20 protein-coding genes and 1 tRNA gene are annotated in these 20,453 nt (G+C 57.5%); 7 read left to right on the top strand and 14 right to left on the bottom strand.

Translation table 11 applies throughout. The features are described 5' to 3' along the window. Positions 1-22 precede the first annotated feature (22 nt). Positions 23-1,333 (bottom strand): MobA/MobL family protein, encoded by a 1,311-nt coding sequence (locus IEV82_RS04070; RefSeq protein ID WP_188480654.1) that lies wholly within the window; start codon positions 1,331-1,333, stop codon positions 23-25. 216 nt (positions 1,334-1,549) lie between these two features. On the opposite strand from IEV82_RS04070, the gene IEV82_RS04065 reads away from it, so the two are divergent. Further along, entirely contained in the window at positions 1,550-1,897 is a 348-nt protein-coding gene (locus tag IEV82_RS04065; RefSeq protein ID WP_188480653.1) for a hypothetical protein, read from the top strand. Positions 1,898-2,108: 211 nt separating this feature from the next. Here the strand turns inward: IEV82_RS04065 and IEV82_RS04060 are convergent, their stop codons facing one another. From IEV82_RS04060 to IEV82_RS04045, 4 genes are read right to left on the bottom strand one after another with little or no spacing between them, the layout of a single operon-like run. After that, positions 2,109-2,828, bottom strand: a complete 720-nt coding sequence (locus tag IEV82_RS04060; RefSeq protein WP_188480652.1) for a M48 family metallopeptidase — start codon at positions 2,826-2,828, stop codon at positions 2,109-2,111. Then, positions 2,818-5,889 carry a type I restriction endonuclease subunit R gene (locus tag IEV82_RS04055; RefSeq protein ID WP_188480651.1) on the bottom strand — a complete coding sequence of 1,024 codons (3,072 nt, stop codon included), beginning with the start codon at positions 5,887-5,889 and terminating at the stop codon, positions 2,818-2,820. The genes IEV82_RS04060 and IEV82_RS04055 overlap by 11 nt, the downstream gene beginning before the upstream one ends. Positions 5,890-5,931: 42 nt before the next feature. Continuing rightward, positions 5,932-7,047, bottom strand: a complete 1,116-nt coding sequence (locus IEV82_RS04050) for a restriction endonuclease subunit S (RefSeq protein WP_188480650.1) — start codon at positions 7,045-7,047, stop codon at positions 5,932-5,934. Then, positions 7,044-9,479 (bottom strand): type I restriction-modification system subunit M, encoded by a 2,436-nt coding sequence (locus IEV82_RS04045; RefSeq protein ID WP_188480649.1) that lies wholly within the window; start codon positions 9,477-9,479, stop codon positions 7,044-7,046. The genes IEV82_RS04050 and IEV82_RS04045 overlap by 4 nt, the downstream gene beginning before the upstream one ends. A 553-nt stretch (positions 9,480-10,032) precedes the next feature. Here IEV82_RS04045 and IEV82_RS04040 point away from each other — a divergent pair. Beyond that, on the top strand, positions 10,033-10,821 hold the full coding sequence (locus tag IEV82_RS04040) for a hypothetical protein (RefSeq protein ID WP_188480648.1): 789 nt from the start codon (positions 10,033-10,035) through the stop codon (positions 10,819-10,821). Positions 10,822-11,070: 249 nt separating this feature from the next. On the opposite strand, the gene IEV82_RS04035 is transcribed toward IEV82_RS04040, so the two are convergent. From IEV82_RS04035 to IEV82_RS04015, 5 genes are all read right to left on the bottom strand, one after another. Further along, positions 11,071-11,721 carry an MAE_28990/MAE_18760 family HEPN-like nuclease gene (locus IEV82_RS04035; RefSeq protein WP_188480647.1) on the bottom strand — a complete coding sequence of 217 codons (651 nt, stop codon included), beginning with the start codon at positions 11,719-11,721 and terminating at the stop codon, positions 11,071-11,073. Further along, on the bottom strand, positions 11,722-12,828 hold the full coding sequence (locus IEV82_RS04030) for a DUF262 domain-containing protein (RefSeq protein ID WP_188480646.1): 1,107 nt from the start codon (positions 12,826-12,828) through the stop codon (positions 11,722-11,724). 441 nt (positions 12,829-13,269) lie between these two features. Continuing rightward, positions 13,270-13,923 (bottom strand): DUF2461 domain-containing protein, encoded by a 654-nt coding sequence (locus IEV82_RS04025; RefSeq protein ID WP_188480645.1) that lies wholly within the window; start codon positions 13,921-13,923, stop codon positions 13,270-13,272. 427 nt (positions 13,924-14,350) lie between these two features. Next, positions 14,351-14,524, bottom strand: a complete 174-nt coding sequence (locus IEV82_RS04020; RefSeq protein WP_188480644.1) for a hypothetical protein — start codon at positions 14,522-14,524, stop codon at positions 14,351-14,353. A 216-nt stretch (positions 14,525-14,740) separates the two neighbouring features. Continuing rightward, positions 14,741-14,826, bottom strand: a tRNA-Leu gene (locus IEV82_RS04015). A 151-nt stretch (positions 14,827-14,977) separates the two neighbouring features. Here IEV82_RS04015 and IEV82_RS04010 point away from each other — a divergent pair. Beyond that, on the top strand, positions 14,978-15,958 hold the full coding sequence (locus IEV82_RS04010) for a complex I NDUFA9 subunit family protein (RefSeq protein ID WP_188480643.1): 981 nt from the start codon (positions 14,978-14,980) through the stop codon (positions 15,956-15,958). 50 nt (positions 15,959-16,008) lie between these two features. Here IEV82_RS04010 and IEV82_RS04005 read toward each other — a convergent pair whose 3' ends face one another. Together IEV82_RS04005 and IEV82_RS04000 are read right to left on the bottom strand one after the other, a co-directional pair. Continuing rightward, on the bottom strand, positions 16,009-16,263 hold the full coding sequence (locus IEV82_RS04005; RefSeq protein ID WP_188480642.1) for a DUF6455 family protein: 255 nt from the start codon (positions 16,261-16,263) through the stop codon (positions 16,009-16,011). Between the two features lie 78 nt (positions 16,264-16,341). After that, a complete protein-coding gene (locus tag IEV82_RS04000; RefSeq protein WP_188480641.1) occupies positions 16,342-17,061 on the bottom strand; it encodes a M48 family metallopeptidase in 720 nt (239 codons plus the stop codon). A gap of 130 nt (positions 17,062-17,191) precedes the next feature. On the opposite strand from IEV82_RS04000, the gene IEV82_RS03995 reads away from it, so the two are divergent. From IEV82_RS03995 to IEV82_RS03985, 3 genes are all read left to right on the top strand, one after another. After that, positions 17,192-17,431 (top strand): DUF8831 family protein, encoded by a 240-nt coding sequence (locus IEV82_RS03995; protein ID WP_188480640.1) that lies wholly within the window; start codon positions 17,192-17,194, stop codon positions 17,429-17,431. 175 nt (positions 17,432-17,606) lie between these two features. Further along, a complete protein-coding gene (locus IEV82_RS03990) occupies positions 17,607-18,185 on the top strand; it encodes a nitroreductase family protein (RefSeq protein ID WP_188480639.1) in 579 nt (192 codons plus the stop codon). Continuing rightward, a complete protein-coding gene (locus IEV82_RS03985) occupies positions 18,170-18,907 on the top strand; it encodes an EI24 domain-containing protein (RefSeq protein WP_188480638.1) in 738 nt (245 codons plus the stop codon). The genes IEV82_RS03990 and IEV82_RS03985 overlap by 16 nt, the downstream gene beginning before the upstream one ends. On the opposite strand, the gene IEV82_RS03980 is transcribed toward IEV82_RS03985, so the two are convergent. Beyond that, entirely contained in the window at positions 18,837-19,133 is a 297-nt protein-coding gene (locus tag IEV82_RS03980) for a DUF1467 family protein (RefSeq protein ID WP_188480637.1), read from the bottom strand. The two genes, IEV82_RS03985 and IEV82_RS03980, sit on opposite strands and share 71 nt — an antisense overlap. A 35-nt stretch (positions 19,134-19,168) precedes the next feature. Then, positions 19,169-19,573, bottom strand: coding sequence for a methylmalonyl-CoA epimerase (gene mce / locus IEV82_RS03975; RefSeq protein WP_188480636.1), 405 nt, complete (start codon positions 19,571-19,573; stop codon positions 19,169-19,171). Positions 19,574-19,698: 125 nt separating this feature from the next. On the opposite strand from mce, the gene IEV82_RS03970 reads away from it, so the two are divergent. Beyond that, complete coding sequence (locus tag IEV82_RS03970) at positions 19,699-20,415, top strand: response regulator (RefSeq protein ID WP_188480635.1); 717 nt, start codon at positions 19,699-19,701, stop codon at positions 20,413-20,415. Positions 20,416-20,453 lie beyond the last annotated feature (38 nt).

Raw genomic sequence — 20,453 nt, 5'->3', positions numbered from 1 at the left:
TTGGGGCGCAGGATATTTCAAACTAACCTGCGCCCTTGAGCCGAACCCTCATTTTCTCTTTCCTGCGAACCCTGATCCGCTGTCCAGTCGCTGCGACAGTGTCGGGGTTCTCATATTCCTCCGGATCGATGTCTTGTTCGAATTCGTCCTCCTGCTCTTGGTCACTTTCGGGTTTAACGGGCGGAGACGAGCCCTGGTGATCATGTGTGCCGACAGCGTCTTCAGACGGCGCCTTGGCAGTATTTGCCCACACAATTGCTGCGTCGTAGCCCTCGCTTGGCGACGTTGTAAGATCGATCGAACCCGCTTCGTCCACTGCCTGACGTTTGTCTTGCTCCGTCTGGGCGTGGACTATCCGCACGGTATCTGTGTCGCGTTGCTTCTTGCGCTCGGCCTCGCGCGCAGCCGCAATCTTCTCGGAGCGCCCTGAGAGACGCGCCTTCTTTCTTTCCAGCGCACGAAGTGTCAACCAGCACGCCCAACGTTCCTCATTGCGGGCCTGCGCCTGCTCACGCTTGATAGCGGCCATTGGCATCCGCTGCGTGACGTCGTCACCAGCAGCACGTGCCTTTTGCGTCGTTCGCGGGCCAAGGTGATCTTGCGACTCCAGGCCCTCTGGTGCATCGCCAGCCTCCGCCATTGCCTTGTAAGATCGAAGATCGATCCTGGCATGCGAGCCGTTCCGCGCAAGCGCCTGGTTCGTCCTTCGCTGCCACTCGGCACGAATCTTGAGAAGCATCTCAGGGCCGGTCTTCAGATCGTCGAGCTCACGCGTTTTTTCTCCAAAGGCTCCTGTGTCGCGGTCTACTTTTCGCGTCGTGAACCTGATGTGTGCGTGAAAATTGCGGTTCGTCATCGCCGGATCGAACAATGCGTTGTGGAGTTCCTGTAGACCTTCCGCTGAGTGGCGATCGCGCCAGAGGCGCTTGCCCTCGATCGCATTGTTAAAGTTCGGCGCGTGGACCACATAATGCACCGCGACATGAAATTCGTCCCGCAACCAGCACGAGAATCCTTTGACGAGCCTGTGCTGTTCGGCGAGCGGCAGCTCAGCGGGCAGTGCCGGGCGAAGTTCCCGCGCCACCCTTGCGTTCCTCTTGATCTCCGCTTTCTCAGCGGCATTCCAGAGGTCTTCCGCGCTTTTCTCCCATCCAACCAGCCCCTCGGAGATGAGGCCGACCGCTGAACGGTAGTTGTAGCGGCGGCCCGTGCGTTCGTCGGTCATGCTCGTCCGCGCGGCGTAGGCGGCAGCCGCGACCGAGGAGCGCCCATCGGCGCGAGAGATGACGAGTAGCGGGCAATGGCTCGCCGGGTGGATGCGTTTGGGTTTCATGCATCGGAAGATCGCGCCTTCGCGTGGTCTTCGCTACTCGAGGCTCGCTGCCCAAGCGCGCAGGCAATCGAAGATTGCGTAACTGCGCCCTTGCCTTGCGCCGCGGGCCTTGCGGGGTCGCCCGACAAGTCCGGAAATTTCTTCATCGAATGAGGTGCGACCCACCGGGGTAGACACGATTTCCTCTTCGTCAATCATGCAACCAAAGGAACGGACATGTCGAAAATCAATAATCAGATTGCGAAGATCGAGAATGAGATGGCGCAGCGACGCAATCGCCTGCGGGATCTAAAGGCTCAAGCGACCAAGCAGGATCGCAAAGACGATGCGAGGCGAAAAATACTCTACGGTGCGGCCTATCTGGCAGCGCTGCCATCGCTCAGCGAGGACGCCCAAAAGCGCAGCCTTGAGCGCATCGAGGCGTGCATCACGAGGCCGAAGGATCGTGAATTCTTGGGCTTGGAACCGCTGAAGAATACGAACAGTGATAGCAAAATCTCCGAGGGCTCAGACAAGGAAGTCACAGCGGACTTGCCCTTCGTCAATCCCACCGGCACCGAATGATGTCACGCGCGTCGGACGAGCTTTCCCTGATCGGCCCGACACTCATGGAGGTGTCGCACTTTCTCCTGAAGTAGCTTCGCAGCAGATGCTTGAGCATCGGGTTGCTCCATCAGCCCAAGTATTAGCGGGGACCAAATACAATCTTGTTTTCCTTGATAGAAGGCAAAAAATCTGATGCCGTACTTTTCACATTGCGCGTTTTCCGCTTATGTCACTCCACCCAAGCCGCAAGTGGAAGTTCATTCAACTCTTGTCGAACATTTCTCCAGCGGGGGAGTTCCCTGTCCATGACGTCAGTAAACTTGCGATCATGCTTGGGCGAAACCAGGTGAGCGAGTTCATGCACGATGACGTAGTCAATGGCCCGCTCCGGTTTTTTTGCAAGCTCAGAGTTCAGCCAGATAATCCGTTTGTCGGCATTGCAGCTTCCCCACTTGGTTTTCATAGGGCGGATGCCCCATTTTCGCGGCCGTGCATCTATACGCGCAGACCAGTATTCGACACGCGGCGCAGACCATCTTCGGAGTTCTGCTTTCATCCAAGCCTCCATCCAGCGGCGCAACTGTTCCGGATCGCTGCCTTCGGGAACATTCAGCCGCAGTCTGTCACTGCCCTGCCTCGCGAACCGATGAACCTTCTTGTCCCATTCCTGAACTTCCAGCCGGATCGGCCTGCCAAACAGGTAATGCGTTTCTCCGGAGACATGGCGACGTGGTGGCTGTCGCTCTTGCTTTTGGAACTGCGCCTGCTTCCGTTTGATCCAAGGCATCCGTGTTAGAACGGCAAGCCGGACCGCGTCGTCGCTCAAGTGCTCTGGGACAGCGACCCTAACGCGCCCCTGGGGCGGGTAGCACCCGATATGCAAGTTCTTTATCTTCTTGCGAACGATCTCGACGTCGATATCGCCAATTTGCGACACTTCAGTATTCACTCTGGTATTTCAGGATCTCGAAGATCCGCTCCACTGTCTCCGGGTCATCAAGAACCTGCTCAAGGCAGCGTCTGACCTTTCTTTCTTTCATCGCATGGTCGCGCCAACCGAAGGGTGCTGTCTCACGCACAGCGCGATCAACCGCAAGGGATGCAGCTTCATCCCTGTCGAGGTTGTCGAATAGGGCTTTCTGACCAGCGCTCTTGACGGACGTGGGATAATCATTGCCGTGTCCTGTTTTCACATCACGAACCAGCGCCGCAATTCGCTCGAGATATTCGGCATATTCAAGGGCGTCTTCCCGCCGCTGCCGGACAAGATCGGTCAACAGCTCAGACATCTTTTCATAGAAGCGAGGGTTAACCGGTGTTTCCTCGATGATCAGCTTTCGAACGTTGTTCTCTATCGCCTCGGCCACGTTTTCGCGCTTGCGTTTCGAAGCTGCCGGCAGATCATTCACAGCATCGGCACCCTTGCTCTCTACCAAGTCAATGAGGCTGATGTCGTCGAGATGTGAAATAATCTGCGAGTCGTCTGCACGGATGTAGTTGTCGATCAGGTGCCGCATTGCCGGCTCATAGAGCTTCATGTCCACAGCGTCGCCGCTGTGCAGCCGGACCGCATCCCTGATCCCGATGGCGCGCTCCACTTCGCGGCGATGTTCTCCCAACTCCAGATCGTTGAAACTGGAACCCTCCGGTTCGGCTGCGATATTGGCGTAGGCCCGGGCATAACGGCCAGCGATCTTGTAGAGTGCCTGACGCCGGCGAGCTTTCTCTTCGGCATCGGGATCGTTTTCAATGCCTTGCGGGCTTGAGTAGTAGGCAAAGATCTCGTCATCGGATTTGGGCTGTTCCACACTGTCCATGAGGCCCAGCCAAGCGTCGCGTGCAATCCGCAGATCCTCGTCTGCCTGCTCGGCGCGGTCAGTGATCAGCCCTTCCACATCCTCCTTGTCGAAGGCATCGAAGGCTTCCGATGTATAGTCGTCCACAGCGCTCTCGATGTTCCGGAACAGGTCCTTGTAGTCGACGATATAGCCGAAATCCTTGTCGTCCCCGTCGAGGCGGTTCACCCGGCAGATTGCCTGGAACAGCCCGTGGTCACGCATCTGCTTGTCGATGAAGATGTAGGTTGCGGTCGGCGCGTCGAAGCCGGTCAAGAGACGGCTGACGACGATCAACAGCTTCATACGCCCCGGCTCTTTCTTGAAAAGCCGAAGCGACTCCTCCTCGTAATCCTCCTCCGAGGTCTCGCCCAGGAGGTCTGTGTAGACGCGGTGCACATACTGCTTCTCGGTCTCGCCCATCCCGGTCTCTTCGCCGGTGATCTCGGGCGCCGCGCGCTTGTAGGAAGTCACGATCGCGCATTTGTCGGCCAGCACGGACCCGGACTTGCGGAAGATCTCGAAGAACTTGCAAGCCTCGGGGATCGACCCCGCCACCAGCATGGCGTTTCCCATGCCTGCATTCAGGCGCGGCTTCATCTCCATATCCATGATGATGTCGTTGGCGATCTGCTCCAGCCGGTCGCGGCTCGACAGCACCCGTTGGAGCGTTCCCCAGCGTTGTTTGAGTGTCGCCTTGGCGATCGGCGTCAGGCCCTTTGTCTTCGCCTCGAACCAGGCGTCGATCTTGCCCGGGGCGCTGATCCGCTGGTCGATGTCGCGCGCCTCGTAGCGCAGGTCCAGCACCACGCCATCCTCAACGGCCTCGTCGAACCGGTAGGGCTTGCCTATATAGGGGCCGAAGGTCTCCAATGACGTTTCCTTGTCGGATTTCAGCAGCGGCGTGCCGGTGAAGCCGATGAACATAGCCTCGGGCAGCACTTGCCGCATGGCGCGCGCCAGCTTGCCCGATTGCGTGCGGTGCGCCTCGTCGATGAAAACGTAGAAATCACCGACAGGCGCGCCGATCTTGGCGCTCTGGATGTCCGAGATCATCTCGGCCATCTCGGTTTCCTCGCGCTTGCCGAACTTGTGGACAAGCGAGCAGACCACGCGGTCGGTCGGATCGGCCAGTGCGGCCATCAGGTCGGTGCCTGAGCGCGCACGGCGCACCTTGTCGCCAGTGCCGCCGAAAACGTCCTCCGAGATCTGGCGGTCGAGTTCCTTGCGGTCGGTAACGATCAGAATGCGCGCATCCGGTTGCGCCTCCCTGATCCAGCGCGCCAGCATTACCATGATCAGGCTCTTGCCCGAGCCTTGGGTTTGCCAGATGATCCCGCCCTCATGCGCCCGCACACGCTCCTGCGCGGCCTTCACGGCGAAATACTGGTTCACGCGGGCGATCTTCTTGATGCCGCCATCGAACAGGGTGAAGTCGTGGATCAGTTCGAGAAACCGATCCGGCGCCATCATCTGCGTCACGTCCCGGTCGAGGCGGGCGGTGATCACGCTCTTTTCCTTCCAAGCCAGCCAGTAGGGCTGTGGTGTCAGGATCGGGGCGTAGCGCAGTCCCTCGCTGTCATTCCCGGCGAAGGTAATCTGCACGGTGGTAAAGAAGTTCCGAATGAACTCGGGCCGCTGGTTGTCGAGCGTCTGGCGGATGCCTTCGCCGACGCCGACGGTGGATTTCTTCAGCTCCACCGTGCCAAGGGCGATGCCGTTGACGTAGAGCACCAGGTCGGGGCGCTTGTTCCAGGCCTTGGCGTCCTTGCCCTTGATGGCGACTTCTTCGGCGATCCCCATGTCATTGGCGGCCGGGTCTGCCCAGTCGATGAAGCGGACGGTGACGGGGGCCTCGCCCGGGCCGGGGGCGACAGCCACGCCGTAGCGGAGCATCTCGTAGAAGCTCTGGTTGGCCTCGTAGAGCTTGGTGCCCTCCATCCGCGCCTCGCGCTTCAGCAGCGTGATGGCCTGGGTGACGATCTCGAGCGCGTAGCCACGGGAGAGGAGCCAGGGGCGCAGCAGGTCCTCCTCGATATTGGTATTGCCCTCGCGTGTCTGCCAGTCGCCGAGGTAGCGCCAGCCGAGGCCGCCCATGGTGCCGGACCTGTCCCCGCACAGCAGGTCGATGACCCGGTATTGCGCCTTGCGCTCCGCCTCGCCGATCTTGCTCATGGAAACCTCTCCGCCCCGAAAATCACTCGTTGAAAAATGCCATCAGACCAGCCTGATCCGTCCGGTCAAAAGATTCTGCATCATGCCCTCCTTCAACTGCCGAGCTTTTTCGAGCCGGGTTCCGAGGGCCTCGATCTCGGCGTCGATGTCGGCAAAGACTTCCGCAATGGCTCGCTGTTCGTCGAGGCTCGGAAGCTTGAAGGCATGCTCAAAGGTGCGCCGCACCAAGACGAAAGGCTGGCCTGTCCCGCCCTTCACCCAGAAGTCCTCTTCATTCAGAAACAGGAATGCGAAGTCAGGGTCCAGTGTCGGTTTGCAGCGGACTACATGGGTATTCGCGATTGCGGTCCAACGGCCGCAGGCGCGAAAGGATTTCCCGCAACGCGACCCAACGGCCGACACGATAATCGCGTCTCCATTTTGTTCGTAGAAGTCGAGCATGAGGTCAGGCCCAGACGCGGTAAATGCTGGAAAATTGCCCGTCCTCCCTGATGCTTGTAGGGTTCCCTTGATCAGTGAGGAGTTACCTGCGCCATGAGTTGTGTGCTCGCTTAGTTGAGTGGTAACCCACTCCCCCGAGAACCCCGGAAGGCGGCGTTTGGCGGTCAGGAGGTCCTGCATCGCGCCCTGTTTGATGAGCCGCTTCTTGGCGATCAGCCGCTCCAGCCCCTCGATCAGCGCATCCGCATCCGAAAGCGCCTCGGCGATGGCTTCCTGTTCTCTGACGTTTTCGGGAATGAGGATTTCATAACTGCCAGCCTGTGGCCCGGTGAGCTGCGGTACACCAGTCGATTCAACCGCGAACTCAACTTGGGAATTGAGATATTCGGCAAGGTAGCGACCGTCGAACTGCGCGTTGGGCCAAACCACAAGCAATCGTCCAATCGCCGTAAACGGCTTTGATCTGAACTGAGAGAACCCGAGGGTTCCCCTGGCTGTGATGGTCAGGGCGCCAGCGGGATGCTTGGAAGTGGATGAGTAGCTATGGAATGCCTTCCGCTCTATGGCATTCGCATAGACCGGAAATGGATGTCGATCGGTCTCAACTGGCGAAGCCGTTTCGACATCGTAGTCGCCACCTGCCGTTATCCTCGCAAGTTCTCTAAGCTGAATGACGCGCCAGCCGCTGGGCGCCTCAAGCTCTGCCAAACTACTCATTGCGCGTAGCCCATTGCTGCAAGGTGAGCTTGCACACGCCCTTCGGCGTCTTTCATCATATTGATAGCCTCCGGCAAGGTGTGCCCATACCGCTCCGTCAGCACCCGCACCCTTGCCGTCAGTTGTTCCGTCCGAGCCTCGATCTCGGCTTCGATAAGTTCGGCGATGTCGGTCAGCCATTTGTCATCCACGATCAGCGCGCGGATCTCTTCCTTGGTCAGCTCTGGGTATTTCTTCAGCGTGGCCTTGGTCAGCGCCTCCTCGGCCTCCTTCACCGTCTTCTTCGCTGCCGTCTCGGCCGTCATCAGCTTGGCCACCTGCTTCAGAAGCTTCGCTTCCTCGGGCTCGGCCTCACCGGATTTCTGCCGCGCCTTGACCGAGGCCGCGGTCAGCTTGCCCGCCTCGGTCAGCGTTTCGGCCAGCAGCCCACCCTCAACGTCATGTTCCTCGACCAGTTCCTCGATCTCCCGGCCCAGTTCTTCGGCCTTCGCCTGTGCATCGTCCAGCGCCTGCTGCATCTCGGGGAAGAACCGCGCGACGATCAGCCGGGGCGGGATGACATCGGCCACGAGACGGACCTTGTTCACGGTCAGGTCGGCCTCTTCCAGCCATTTGACCTTGTTACCATCGACCTCCTTGCGCGCCTCGCGCAGTTCCTTCGCAGCCTCCCATCCATCGTGGGCGATGATGAAGACATCGTCCTGCATGGTCTTGGCCCAGTAGGACATGAGCCGCTGATAGGCCTCATACTGGTCGATCAGTGGCGCCTCGGCGAAGCGGGTCAGCATGTCCTCGGCAATTGTGTGGATCAGGTCCTTGGGCTTGTCGCCGACCTGGATGCCATCCATGAGCGGCGCGTTCTGCCCGGCCCAGCCGTCGAGGATGACATTGACACCGTCGCGGAAGGCGCCGAACTCGGGGTGGTTGCGTATCGTGGTGCGGACCTCCTCCGGTTCGACCAGCGGATCGGAATAGCCCGGGCGCGGGTTCGGCCCGAACAGCGTGGCGCGGATGCCCGGCATGACCTCCCAGAAATCAGCCAAGAGGTCGATGTCCCGGTTCGGGACGCCGCCTTTCAAGTGCGCCTCGATATCCTGGAGATCCTCTGGGTCGGAGCCGTCGATGTAGCGCGGGATGTTCAGGTTGAAGTCATTGCGCGTGATCTCGGCGAAGGGAACGAGGCGGGAGTAGCCCTTGATCTCGGCCTGACGGGTGTAGGCATCGGTGATCTTGTGGATGTCGCGCTCGCGCAGGCGGTTCTTGTTGCCATCCTTGGTGAAGCCGCGCGAGGCGTCGATCATGAAGACGGGGCGCTCGGCCTGCGCCTGCGATTTGTCGAGCACGATGATCGAGGCGGGGATGCCGGTGCCGTAGAACAGGTTCGCCGGCAGGCCGATGATCGCCTTGATGTAGCCGCGCTTGAGGATCTTCTCGCGCAGCTCGGCCTCCTTGTTGCCGCGAAAGAGCACGCCATGGGGCAAGATGACCGCGCTGGAGCCAGTGGCCTTCATGGAGCCGAGGATGTGCAGCAGGAACGCGAAGTCGCCGTTCTTGTCGGGCGGCATGCCGAGGTCGAAGCGCCCGAAGCGGGCGTCGCTGGTCAGGCCCGAACCCCAGGCCTTGGCCGAGAAGGGCGGGTTGGCGACGACAAAGTCGAAGGTCTGGAGTTCGGTTTCGGAGGCCTTGAACTGCGGCTCGCCGATGACGTCGCCCTGGGCAATCTCGGCATCCTCGCGCCCGTGCATGATCATGTTCATCTTGGCGAGGCCGCGGGTGGTGATGTCCATTTCCTGACCGTAGATGGTCAGGGGGATGTCGGCGGCATCGGCTGCCTTCAGAAGCAGTGAACCCGACCCGCAGGTTGGGTCATAGACGGTCTGCTTTGGGCTGGTCGCACGGCTGACCCCAGCGACTGCGGCGACTACGCGTGAGACCTCAGCTGGCGTATAGAACTGACCTTTGCTTTTGCCGGACTCGGTGGCGAAGTTACGCATCAGGTATTCGTAGGCGTCGCCGAGGATGTCATCGCCATCCGCCCGGTTGCGGCTGAAGTTCAGTTCCTCGCGGCTGAAAATGTTGATCAACGCAGTGAGCGTGGTGATCATCTTGGTACCACGTCCGAACTTCTCGGTGTCGTTGAAGTACGCGCGGTCAATGACGTTCTTGAGGTCGTTGGCTTCGGCGATCCCGGCGATGGCCGTGTCGATGCCTTCGCCGATGTCCTTGGTGCCGCGCAATTTTCGGAGGTCATCGAAGGAGCAGCCATCGGGCACTTCGATCAGCGCGTCCGGCTTCCCTGCGCGGTCGGAGACGTATTTCACGAACAGCAGTGTGAGGATGTAGTCCTTGTAGAGCGAGGCATCCATCCCGCCCCGGAGCTGGTCGCAGCTGTCCCACAGTGATCGGTATATGTCGGATTTCTTGATTGCCATGCTCTGCCCCAGAATTTCATTGTGGCGAAGCCTCTACCACGCCCTTCTAATTTTTCCCCATATGATCGAGGAAATTGCAGCAATTCAAGTCACGTGGAAGATCGTAAGAACAGTTCTTTGCACATGGCAGCTCGAAACCGCCGCGCGAGATCCCCAACCGCAAACCTCACCGTCGAGGGGTCGGCCGAGGCAAGTTAACCTCGTCACGCCTGTTCTACCGTGATGGACGCTTTCTTGGGGGTTCTTGGGGTTCCTGAGGTTCCAAGAGGTTCTCGTTTTTTTTTACCTTACAATTTCATAGCTTTGCGTATCGCACCCCGACAGTCGTCCGGATTTCTTAGGCAATATTTCCGGTTTTTCCGGCACATTCACGAAAATTTCGTCCAGCGCGCCGGTATCGACGGACGGAAACCGGCGCGTTTCAGCCGAGGACACGCGCCGATCAGACAATTTTGCGGTGGTTCCAGACATTCCTGCGGGGTCGCGAGCACATTTTTTTCTTCCGACAGCCTGAACTCGGACCGATCTCCCTCCTGACAAACGGAGAGAGCACATGTCAAAGCCCACAGAATACCTCATGCCAGAGAAATTAGTCGCGCTGGTCGAGCAAGCCAAGCCATCGTTGGGTCTATTACGCTTGTTTCACGCTTGCTACGCATACGTTGATCGAAATCCTCTTCTCGCGATCAACCTGGTGGCACTGACCGGAAAGCCAGCTTGCAGAGCAAGATGTTCGGATCTCTCAGCTATTACAGGCTCGCCAGGGGCCAAAAGCAGCACCTGGGTCACTGAGGTCGTCGAAGATGATGGATGGAAAGCGCTTTTCTCAAGGCTTGAAATTGACCCCAGTGGAATGGAGTTGTCATTCAAGTTCACACCAAATGTCGGCCAAGCCGCTCATAGAGGATCAGACAAGATAATTTTTGCAATGGTCGATGGCGAAGAGATCAGGAAAATCAGTTCCGCAAATGAAGCCCTGTTTTATATTAGAGCCGTTATGGTGAATCAAGCCGATTGGCCTGCTTTTGACATTCCTGGGATCTGCCCAGACAGCGCCCCTTGGACTGACAACCGTAAAAAGGCATGGCTTCGAATTGCGGCTCGGGTCAGCGAAAGAACAGGTCAGCATTACGTGATCATACCTCTACGCCATCCCTTGACCCGGAAGATCGTCCGGGTGCGCGTGAAAGCTGTCACCGGCTGGTCCCGATGGTCCCCAGGCTACCTTTTCCCTCGTCTGCCGTGCCCGCCCGTGGCCATAGTCAAGGATGGGTCCTATGTTTCTTTGAAGAACGGCGAGCTACGAGAGATGGTCAAATGGACTCGAGTGGAAGGACCTTAGAAGAACATTCCCAAACTTGTAGCAAAAAGTCATATCGCTTTAAGAGCCGGAGCTGAACGCGTTTTGCGCCATCGACTTACCGTTGTCGCCATTGCTGAGCCTCACCTACAGGTTGGCCGCCATGCCAACGTGGAAAACCGTTACGACGCATCGCACTCCACGAAGGGCGGAGAGCCGACCTTCGCTGCGCTCCGCTTTAATGACTGCAATGCGAAAGCTTTCCCGACGCTCGCCCGCTGTTGGAGGTGATCATGCTTCCTTTTGTAAATAGGAGTCTGTTGAGGCGCAATTTTCCACATCAGTTTTAAACCATCGCATTAGCATGATTACATCATCGTAAGTTTCCAAAAAGGAATCTCTTTCCACAGGAAGAAATTGACCATGCGCGATCTCATTTCGTCTGGCAAGCAAGGCCTCATCTATGAGATTGAAATACGGTTCGTACTTGCTTTCTGAAACTCCTGTTGCGGACAAAATGCTCAGAAATCTCTTACCATTAAGATTTGAACCCGTATCAACCTCTGTGGAGAATAAAAGCGGCTCGTCAGAGATCATCTTCTTAATTATGTCGCGGTAAACCCTTAGACCGAATACGTGATCTCTCGTCTTAGACAGCTCATCAATATCCCGCTTCACTGCAAGATAGGCAAAAGTGTCCGCGGCAACGGAAAACTTTGCCTTTTTGAAATTGACGTACTCCAAATAGTAGCTTGCACTTTTTTTAATGAAGCCTTCCCAATGAGCGTACAGCATGGAGATTCCCGCCCTAATGTAGGCGGATTCGGCTATATCTTTAGCCCCCATGATCTGCCTTCTTAGAAAGGAAAGCTCATGTATTCTCCAACTCAATTCTCGGTCGAGCGATTCTTGGAGGATGGCCAGCGTTCTAATCTTCACCATTTAAGGGCACATGAAATCTTTTGCCATGGGAAGTAGGTTTGCAAGCCTGGTAGTACCGCGAGTGCCGCCTCCCGAATTTGTCTTGAATACTTCGTCTTGCCAAAGCTCCCGAGCTCTACGCTGAACAAATTGGTCGGCATTGTCGTCGCCAAGCAGTTCAATGGCTTCGATGTTCTGATATACTCCATGTCCGATCACCTCAAAGACAGACATTAGGAACTTACCTCGGAAGTTCTGACCATCCCACCTTCTAAAAGAGGAGTCCCCAAGTGCTCGGTTGAGGATCTTAAATGATCGATTGAAGCGATCCGCTACAGAATCCCGATCAAGCGTCTGGCTTTCGGCCAATTTCAGGAGCGCCCGATCGAGATACTCGTGCACGTCAAGCCGCTTATTATATGGGATTTCAGAGAATGAAATAATCCGTAAAGCCAGCTCGACGCTCATTTGAGATTCTACTGCTGTTTCGGTTTGCGCGGTTACTGTCGTGAAGTCAGGGTTAATGGATAGTGCCTTGATCCACGCAAAGAAAGATGGATCGATCATCACCGCTACGCAATTTCGTATTTCTTGTTCAGATAGGCTCGCACCGCCTGTGTTCAATCTCTGAAAGAGCTCGAATTTTGCTGTTGCGTCACTTTCGGGCTGAAGAATCTCGACACGAATTCGAGATCTCTTGATCTGAATCTGAAGGGAGCCGCCCAATCCGTCATCTGAATCTTCGCTGGTTGGCTCCCATTTTTTTCCCGAAAGTGAAGGTAAGTAGGTTGTCCCTTCCAGAACCAATTCTCCAAGCTCTTCTGCCCGTTCACCCTGTAGTATCCCCATCATCTGGAAAATCGTTGATAGTCTTTGAAGGCCGTCTATCAACTCCCATACATTGTCTTCGCCTTGATATACAAACACCGGTGGAATTGGGATTCCAAGGAGCAAAGATTCAACAAAACGAGTTTTTCGTGTTTCGTCCCATCGAAACAGCCGCTGGTACTCAGGGTCGATTCGAAGCTCGCCATCTCGATACAAATTCGCTATCTCGCCTACCGACATCTCATAGCCGTCAGCTCGGATTTCTTTTCGCGCGATTGCGACTTCGTCAGCTAAGCTCAATTTATTTCCTCAATCAGTTTGCAGTGCTTAAGTGTTTGGCCGAGTGGCGATTTTTCGACCGTCCCTCGGCCTTCAAGAAGCGAAGCACGCTTCCCGAAGTTACATTGTGCGTCCTTAGTAGCCGGTTTGAAGTTGAGAGCCAAGCAACAGTGAATGGGTTGAGTCCTGAGCGGCTTGACCGGCAGGTGACGACTATCAGTTGTGTTGTGACTGGATGATCCACGGTTTGCTCAGAACGGCATCGGACGTGGAACGCATGAATGCCAAGTCGATTGATGGCCGATTGTTGACGCCAGACACAACGACCGGGACGACCTTCTGTTGTGAGTTGGGTGGAACCGGAAGTTAGTTATGGACAGCTTGAATGACCGCTCAGGGCCGGGAGTGATTGCTGATGGCAACGATAAGACCGCGATTACATGAAAAAGTCTGCCCGTTTAATCAGTCAAAGTATCGTACCAGCGGGCTGGCAGAGCGGAAGATATTAATCAACAGATCAATCACATCGTCGTTCAGAAGAAGCGCGTCTGACAGGTCTTTGCGACACCCCAAGCCAACCATTTTCAGATAGGGCGCTGCCGGATCGCTACGGTCAAATCCGTCTGGCACAGCCCCCAACGCCTTTCGTGTGCCAACCCCGTCTGGGAACACCTCGACGAACTCAGGTTCGGTCACGACGTCGTTCAGGCCATGCGGGTCATCGACCAAACGTGAGCGTAACCTTGCAAGGGCTGTCTTGGAGGGTTGAAAAAGCCCCGCCCCAGCGTGGCAATTCCCGGGTTCGATATGAAGGTAATATCCAACGTCTTCGGCAGGGTGACCTGCGTTAACGAACACATCAACATCCGTGCGGTACAGGCCAGGCCCGACGCGATCGCGCGCCTCCTGAAAGAATTTTGAGTAGCTTTGCCTGGGATTGAACTTTGCGTCAGCCACGGAAGGATCAAAGCGATTAGCATAGTCGTGCAGTGTTATGGCGATGCCCGCGAAATTGCGCAGAGCGTCATCGCGTTCCTCGCGGTGTGCATCCATCCAGGCTTTGCGGTTGTTCTTTGCGAGATCTGCAAGGAACATAAACGTTTCTGGCTCTACCATGGGCGCTGCTCCTTTTTCGCAGCTACCTCAAGGCTTACCTGCGTTTCGATTGTATCCTTGTAGGGTCAATTTAAAAGAACAGCCATGGACATGTTGGGCAACCGCTATGCTCCTAAAGGTCCGCTTCTGAGGCTTCGGAACGTGCCTTGTCGATTAAGCCGTTTGCGTACAAAGGGCCGGTCATGTCACAAGTATCCATGCTGCCTCCGCGAGGCTCAGCGTCATCGCACGCGTCGACTATGCCGTGCCGACGACAAATTTGGTGCCGCGACTAACACGACTGACCACCCCCAGAACGACAAACCCCGCCGTTTCAGACGGAGTCTCATCGTTGGGGTCCGGTCCGCGTCAGAGACCGACATTGCCGTCGGCATTGGTGATCTCCTGCTGTTCTTGAGTGAAGTAGAGGACGCATATCTCAGCGGTGCTATGCCGCATCCGCGATGATGCGGGCATAGTCGTCATCCAAGTTTTTTCTGGCTGCGATTTCTGCCTCGAGCTTCAAGACGACCGGGACGTATTTTCGACCGTCCGTCCGTGCGCGGACAATTAGTTTCATAACATCACGAAGATGCTCCAGCTTTTCGATCGAGACCTGCATGGCCTGCTCCCATAGTTGTTGATGGGAGGGACTTCGGACCGTTTGAAAAATTACGGAAACTGACGCGGCTCTGCCGCCAGCCTCGGACAAATTTTCGAAACATGTCGGGTCAAGGACGTGCAAAGAACGCGTGTGGAGCGTTTTGTGTAGCAGTTTTCGGAAGAAAGTCTGCAAAACATCAAGAAATCGAAGTTTTTGTTGTTTTTCGCTTGACTTTGGTGCCCAGGAGAGGACTCGAACCTCCACGGCCTTGCGGCCACTGGCACCTGAAGCCAGCGCGTCTACCATTCCGCCACCTGGGCAGGTGTCGTGAAGCAGGCGTGTAATCCTGTCCCGAAAGGGTGTCAACGGGGTTTTGTCAGCTTTTGAGGGTTGCTTTGCGGCAATCCAACACCTTGCCCGTAAGTGGCGACGGGGATACAGGTCAGACAAGCTATGACCGGGAGCAATCACATGTCGAAACTCGTCACGATCTACGGCGGCTCGGGGTTTGTCGGGCGCTATATTGTACGTCGGATGGCCAAGCTAGGTTGGCGTGTTCGCGTTGCCGTGCGGCGACCAAACGAAGCGCTTTTCGTGAAGCCTTACGGCGCGGTTGGCCAGGTTGAACCGATCCTGTGCAACATCCGCGACGACGCCAGTGTCCGCTCCGCGATGCAGGGCGCCGATGCGGTGATCAACTGTGTCGGTATCCTTGCAAAAAACGGCAAGAACACCTTTAAGGCCGTGCAGGCCGAGGGTGGCGCACGCGTGGCCCGGCTTGCGGCAGAGGCTGGTATTTCGACCCTCGTTCACGTGTCGGCCATTGGTGCCGACATGAAAAGCGAAAGCGACTACCAGCGCACCAAGGGCGAAGGCGAGGCGGCGGTGCTGAAGCATATGCCGAACGCCGTGATTCTGCGCCCCTCGATCGTGTTCGGGCCGGAGGATGAGTTCTTCAACCGCTTTGCGGGCATGACCCGGCTCGGGCCAATTCTTCCCGTTGTCGGTGCCGAAACGAAATTCCAGCCGGTTTATGTGGACGATGTGGCGCAGGCTGCAAGCATGGCTGCCACAGGGCAGGCCGCTCCGGGCATCTACGAGCTTGGCGGGCCTGACGTGAACACGTTCCGCGAGCTGATGCAGGAGATGCTCAAGGTCATTCGTCGCCGTCGGCTGGTTGTGAACATCCCGTTCTTTGCCGCGACCATCATGGGAGCCCTGTTCGATTTCGCCAACACCCTCAGCGGGGGGTTGATCCCGGCCATGGTCACCCGCGATCAGGTCAAGAACCTGCGCAACGACAATGTCGTGTCCGATGGCGTGAAAACCTTTGCCGATCTGGGGATCAAGCCTGTCGCGTTGGAAGCCGTGCTCCCCGACTACCTGTGGCCGTTCCGCCCCTCGGGTCAATATGCCGAGATCAAGGAAAGCGCCAAGAACCTGCGGACCTGAATTGGGGCTCGCAGCACCGCTTTAGCGCCGAGGCGTTCAGGCTTCTTGGGTCAGTCGGAAGCCAATTGGTCGAACAGAGCCCCGTTTCTGCAGTAATCGGGCAGGTTTAGCTGTGGTCCCGCACTGTTCAGAAGGCATTTGCAGGCGGTCGGCTGGGTACAGCCGAGGCAAAGGTTCACCGCCTGTTCGAATTGATCTTCCGAGAAGTCAGCGCGCAGAATCATCTCTTGCAGGTCAAGACCCTGACGGTCGGCCATTCCAAGAACAAGTTGCGTGTGCGCATCGCGTTTCGACGTAAAGGACATGACAAGGCTCCCCATTGTACTGTCTCAAGGGTAACTTGTGCTGCCACCTTCAGCCTTGATTCAGGTCAAATGCGGCTGTCAGAGCCCCGCAGCCGTCCGTCGCACGATGTCCATGCGGGCCGCATTGGGTGGGTGGGTGCCAAGGAACCGATTGCCTGGATCGGGAATCCTGTTGAAGAACTGCGCGCCCCGGATGGGGTTGTAGCCGGCACGGGCAGTGATGATCGTGCCAAGTTGGTCAGCCTCGAGTTCGAAATCCTTGGAATAGGTCCTCGCTCCGAGCGATGCCCCGATCTCTTCTGCGGATTGCACCACGGTTGCATCCCCACCGCCCAGCGCGACCAGTCCCGACAGGATCACGGCTCCCACGGCAGCGTTCTGCTGTGTGCGACCCAAGTGACCCAGCACGTGATGCGCCGCTTCGTGCCCCATGACGAACGCCAGTTCATCGGCATTGTCCACCGACGCGATCAAGGCGAGGTTGAAGGCAAGAATCGGACGGCCGGTGCGATCGACGGTCTGGAACGCGTTTGGCGGCATCCCCGGGCGATCATCCACAACGATCTGGAAGTCGCAATTGGCCGCAGGCGCGCGTTGACGGCATTCGCGTTCGGCCACGGGTTCCACGGTTTGTACGACGGCCACGAACTGCCTCGCGGCGATGCTGGCCCGGTTGCGCGCATCCTGATCCGAAAGCTGTGCAGGGGCGCTTTGCGGACGCGGTTGAACCTGCGACGCCGGTGCCGGAACATCACATGCCGCAAGGGCAAAAAAGGCCAAGAGAACGAGCCGACGCATCAAGACACTCCCTGTCATCAAGACACTTGAACTAAGGTCATCCTGACTGTCCTGCCAGCCCTGAATTTTCACCGGTGGATTTCCGCAGATGCCCTTGGCTTTTGCCGAAGCGTCGCGTTAGGCTTTGGTCATGTTTAGCATCGAACACGAATTCGACTCGACCGTGGTGACCCTTGTTGACGAAGGCGAAAGCCCGTTGCAGGAGGACGTCATCGTGAACGGGTTCGAAGAATGCATCACCGTTGAACAGTACGATCCACGCACGGACCGGGTGAACAGGATCACCTTTTCGATGTCCCAGATGCGCGACCTCGCTGCGTCCTTGTCGCTTCCTGAAGGCGTCTATTCCCGCGCTGACACACAGGGTTAAAACAGCCCGAAGTTCTTGCAGGCACATGAATATGGCATCGCGATGATTGTGATCGTCGTGATCTCAGTTTCGAGCTTGGCAAGGCTGTTCTTTGACAGGCTTTCAACTTATCACCCTCAAAGATATTCTTGGTGCACAGGATTGCATGGGTGCGACCGACGATGAAGGAGACGTGATGCCTGACGTGAACAATGCCGTGATGGAGTTTTTGCACACGCGACGGTCCCGTCCGGCAAAGCTCCTGCAGGCGCCAGCACCGGACCGGGAGGCTCTCAAGCCAATTCTCACGGCGGCTGCGCGGACACCGGATCATGGCAAACTCGAACCCTGGCGTTTTATCGTGCTTGAAAAACCCGCGCTTGACCGTCTTGCCCGGGCGGTTGACCATTGTGGGGCAGAGACCGGTCGGTCCGAGGAAGACATCGCAAAGGCGCGACAGCAATTCGCAGACAGCCCGCTTTGCGTCGCGGTGATCGAGGTGCAAAAACCATCCGAAAAAATCCCCGCGATCGAACAGACCTATTCGGCGGGCGCGGTCTGCCTTGCCCTGCTCAATGCGGCACTGGCTTCGGGTTGGGGCGCAAATTGGCTCAGCGGCTGGCCCTCGCATGACTGCGACTTCTGCCAATCGGCCTTGGGCCTTGTCGACAATGAACGCGTCGCAGGATTCATCCACATAGGCACCGCCTCGGCCGTGCCGCCCGAACGGCCCCGCCCAGATATCGACGCCATCACGACATGGCTCGACACGTGATCCTGCGAAGCTTTCTGCTGACCCTCCGCCAGTTGGGCGACCCTCGCTTCCGCAAGGTGCTGTTCCTGGGCATCGGCCTTGGCTTTGCGCTTTTGGTGGCGTTTTTCGCCGCGTTGATGTGGCTCCTGAGCGCATCTCTCGGACCAGAGTCAACCTTGCCGTTCATCGGCAACGTGACTTGGCTCGACGACCTGCTCAGCTGGACCGCGTTCATCTCGATGCTCGTTCTGTCGGTGTTCCTGATGATCCCGGTCGCATCGGCCATCACGTCGATGTTCCTCGACGATGTCGCCGACGCGGTGGAGGAACGGCACTACCCGCATCTGCCCAAGGCAGATCGTGTGCCGTTCTGGGACGCCCTGCGTGACACGGTGAACTTTCTTGGTGTTCTGATCGCCGCAAATATCTTTGCCCTGATCCTCTACGTGATGTTCCCGCCCTTCGCGCTGTTCATCTTCTGGGGTCTGAACGGGTTCTTGCTGGGCCGGGAATATTTCACGCTTGCCGCGATGCGGCGTGAAGGGCGTGCTGGTGCCAAGGCCCTGCGCAAACGCCATGCGGGAAAGATCTGGATCGCGGGCACCCTGATGGCGATGCCGTTGTCGCTACCGCTTGTGAACCTCGTGATCCCGATCCTCGGCGCGGCAACCTTTACCCACCTGTACCACCAAATTCGGGCGCAGGCCCCATCCGGCCAAAGAAGTCCAGATCGCGCACGGTGATCCAGCCGGACAAGATGATCCCGGCGATGACGATCCACAGGCCAATGCTGACAAACGTGGTGATCCAAGCTTTTTTCCTGAGGTTGTGAACCTCGGGAGACCCGGCATGCGTACCCGGGACGACTTGACCTAGATCGCCTTGCGTCTGCAACCGGATCGGAATGACGATCAGAAAGACCATGAACCAGATCACGGCGAATAGAACGATGGCAGAGGTGATGGACATGGGCGCGCTCCTTTACTCCCCTATGTGGGGTCGAGTCAGACTTGTTCCAGTTCCACGAGGCATCCATTGAAATCTTTTGGATGCAGGAACAGCACAGGCTTGCCATGCGCACCGATCTTTGGAGTACCATCGCCCAGAACACGCGCGCCGGTCTCTTTGAGATGGTCGCGGGCCGCGATGATGTCATCGACTTCGTAACACACGTGGTGAATGCCGCCCGACGGGTTCTTTTCCAGGAAACCGGCAATGGGGCTGTTTTCACCGAGCGGGTAGAGCAGTTCGATCTTCGTGTTGGGCAACTCGATGAACACCACGGTCACACCGTGATCGGGTTCGTCCTGCGGCGCGCCAACTTTTGCGCCCAGCGCAGTGCTGTACTGGTTCGACGCCGCTTCGAGATCGGGCACGGCAATCGCCACATGGTTCAAACGTCCAATCATGTTGTCTCTCCGTCCTGAGTTTCGCGGCTTATCCCCCGAGCGATATAATCAGACAAGAGGGCCGGGCGCATTAACGCCCTGTTAGCCTCACCCGCGCCAAAGTGAAGCGACTCATGGAGGGCGAAATGATTGATGATGACGCATTGAACCACCTGCAGCGACCAACAACGACACGACCGCTGCTTGGGCTGACCGTCCTTGCGGTCGAAGACAGCCTGTATGCCTGTGACGCGCTTCGCCTGATGTGCCTGCACAGCGGCGCACGCCTCAGGCGAGCCGATTGCCTGAAATCTGCGCGGCGTCATCTGCAGGTCTATCGACCCTCAGTGGTAATCGTCGATATGGGCCTGCCGGATGGCAACGGTGCCGAACTGATAGACGAAATGCGCAATGCCGTGCCACGGGTCGGCGTGATCCTCGCCTGCAGTGGCGATCCCTTTGCCGAAGACCTCGCCTATGCCGCCGGCGCAGACGGGTTTCTGGCCAAGCCGGTGGCAAATCTCGGCACGTTTCAGAACGCGATCCTGCAGCAACTGCCACTTGGTGCCCGGCCAAGCGGCCTACGCCCCATACGCAGCGACACGATCCAACCCGATCTTGTCGCGTTCCGAGAGGACATGGCCTATGTCGCTGAAATCTTGGGCAAGCCAGTCGATGCGCGGGCCATCGGCTACGTCACATCCTTCGTACGGGGCGTTGCCCTGACGGCCGAAGATGCGGCACTCGAACACGCGGCTTCAGACCTTGCACTTGCGCATTCACAGGGCGCACCGACGATTGGCCCTGTGTCCCGGTTGGCAGGATTAGTTCAATTGCGGGTGCAGGATGCCATCGCGATGTAAGGAAAAAGGCCGCTCTGGTCAGAGCGGCCTTTTGCTTC

The organism is Marivita lacus (assembly GCF_014637725.1).
GTDB classification, from domain to species: domain Bacteria; phylum Pseudomonadota; class Alphaproteobacteria; order Rhodobacterales; family Rhodobacteraceae; genus Marivita; species Marivita lacus.
The sequence above is the reverse complement of the archived record's forward strand: the minus strand, read 5'-3'. Positions and strand labels throughout refer to the sequence as shown.

What these genes read in the sequence shown, in the direction of transcription:
- IEV82_RS04070 (WP_188480654.1), bottom strand. Translation starts at nt 1,333, where the DNA reads ATGAAACCCAAACGCATCCACCCGGCGAGCCATTGCCCGCTACTCGTC.
- IEV82_RS04065 (WP_188480653.1), top strand. Translation starts at nt 1,550, where the DNA reads ATGTCGAAAATCAATAATCAGATTGCGAAGATCGAGAATGAGATGGCG.
- IEV82_RS04055 (WP_188480651.1), bottom strand. Translation starts at nt 5,889, where the DNA reads ATGAGCAAGATCGGCGAGGCGGAGCGCAAGGCGCAATACCGGGTCATC.
- IEV82_RS04050 (WP_188480650.1), bottom strand. Translation starts at nt 7,047, where the DNA reads ATGAGTAGTTTGGCAGAGCTTGAGGCGCCCAGCGGCTGGCGCGTCATT.
- IEV82_RS04045 (WP_188480649.1), bottom strand. Translation starts at nt 9,479, where the DNA reads ATGGCAATCAAGAAATCCGACATATACCGATCACTGTGGGACAGCTGC.
- IEV82_RS04040 (WP_188480648.1), top strand. Translation starts at nt 10,033, where the DNA reads ATGTCAAAGCCCACAGAATACCTCATGCCAGAGAAATTAGTCGCGCTG.
- IEV82_RS04035 (WP_188480647.1), bottom strand. Translation starts at nt 11,721, where the DNA reads ATGGTGAAGATTAGAACGCTGGCCATCCTCCAAGAATCGCTCGACCGA.
- IEV82_RS04025 (WP_188480645.1), bottom strand. Translation starts at nt 13,923, where the DNA reads ATGGTAGAGCCAGAAACGTTTATGTTCCTTGCAGATCTCGCAAAGAAC.
- IEV82_RS04020 (WP_188480644.1), bottom strand. Translation starts at nt 14,524, where the DNA reads ATGCAGGTCTCGATCGAAAAGCTGGAGCATCTTCGTGATGTTATGAAA.
- IEV82_RS04010 (WP_188480643.1), top strand. Translation starts at nt 14,978, where the DNA reads ATGTCGAAACTCGTCACGATCTACGGCGGCTCGGGGTTTGTCGGGCGC.
- IEV82_RS04005 (WP_188480642.1), bottom strand. Translation starts at nt 16,263, where the DNA reads ATGTCCTTTACGTCGAAACGCGATGCGCACACGCAACTTGTTCTTGGA.
- IEV82_RS04000 (WP_188480641.1), bottom strand. Translation starts at nt 17,061, where the DNA reads ATGCGTCGGCTCGTTCTCTTGGCCTTTTTTGCCCTTGCGGCATGTGAT.
- IEV82_RS03995 (WP_188480640.1), top strand. Translation starts at nt 17,192, where the DNA reads ATGTTTAGCATCGAACACGAATTCGACTCGACCGTGGTGACCCTTGTT.
- IEV82_RS03990 (WP_188480639.1), top strand. Translation starts at nt 17,607, where the DNA reads ATGCCTGACGTGAACAATGCCGTGATGGAGTTTTTGCACACGCGACGG.
- IEV82_RS03985 (WP_188480638.1), top strand. Translation starts at nt 18,170, where the DNA reads ATGGCTCGACACGTGATCCTGCGAAGCTTTCTGCTGACCCTCCGCCAG.
- IEV82_RS03980 (WP_188480637.1), bottom strand. Translation starts at nt 19,133, where the DNA reads ATGTCCATCACCTCTGCCATCGTTCTATTCGCCGTGATCTGGTTCATG.
- mce (WP_188480636.1), bottom strand. Translation starts at nt 19,573, where the DNA reads ATGATTGGACGTTTGAACCATGTGGCGATTGCCGTGCCCGATCTCGAA.
- IEV82_RS03970 (WP_188480635.1), top strand. Translation starts at nt 19,699, where the DNA reads ATGATTGATGATGACGCATTGAACCACCTGCAGCGACCAACAACGACA.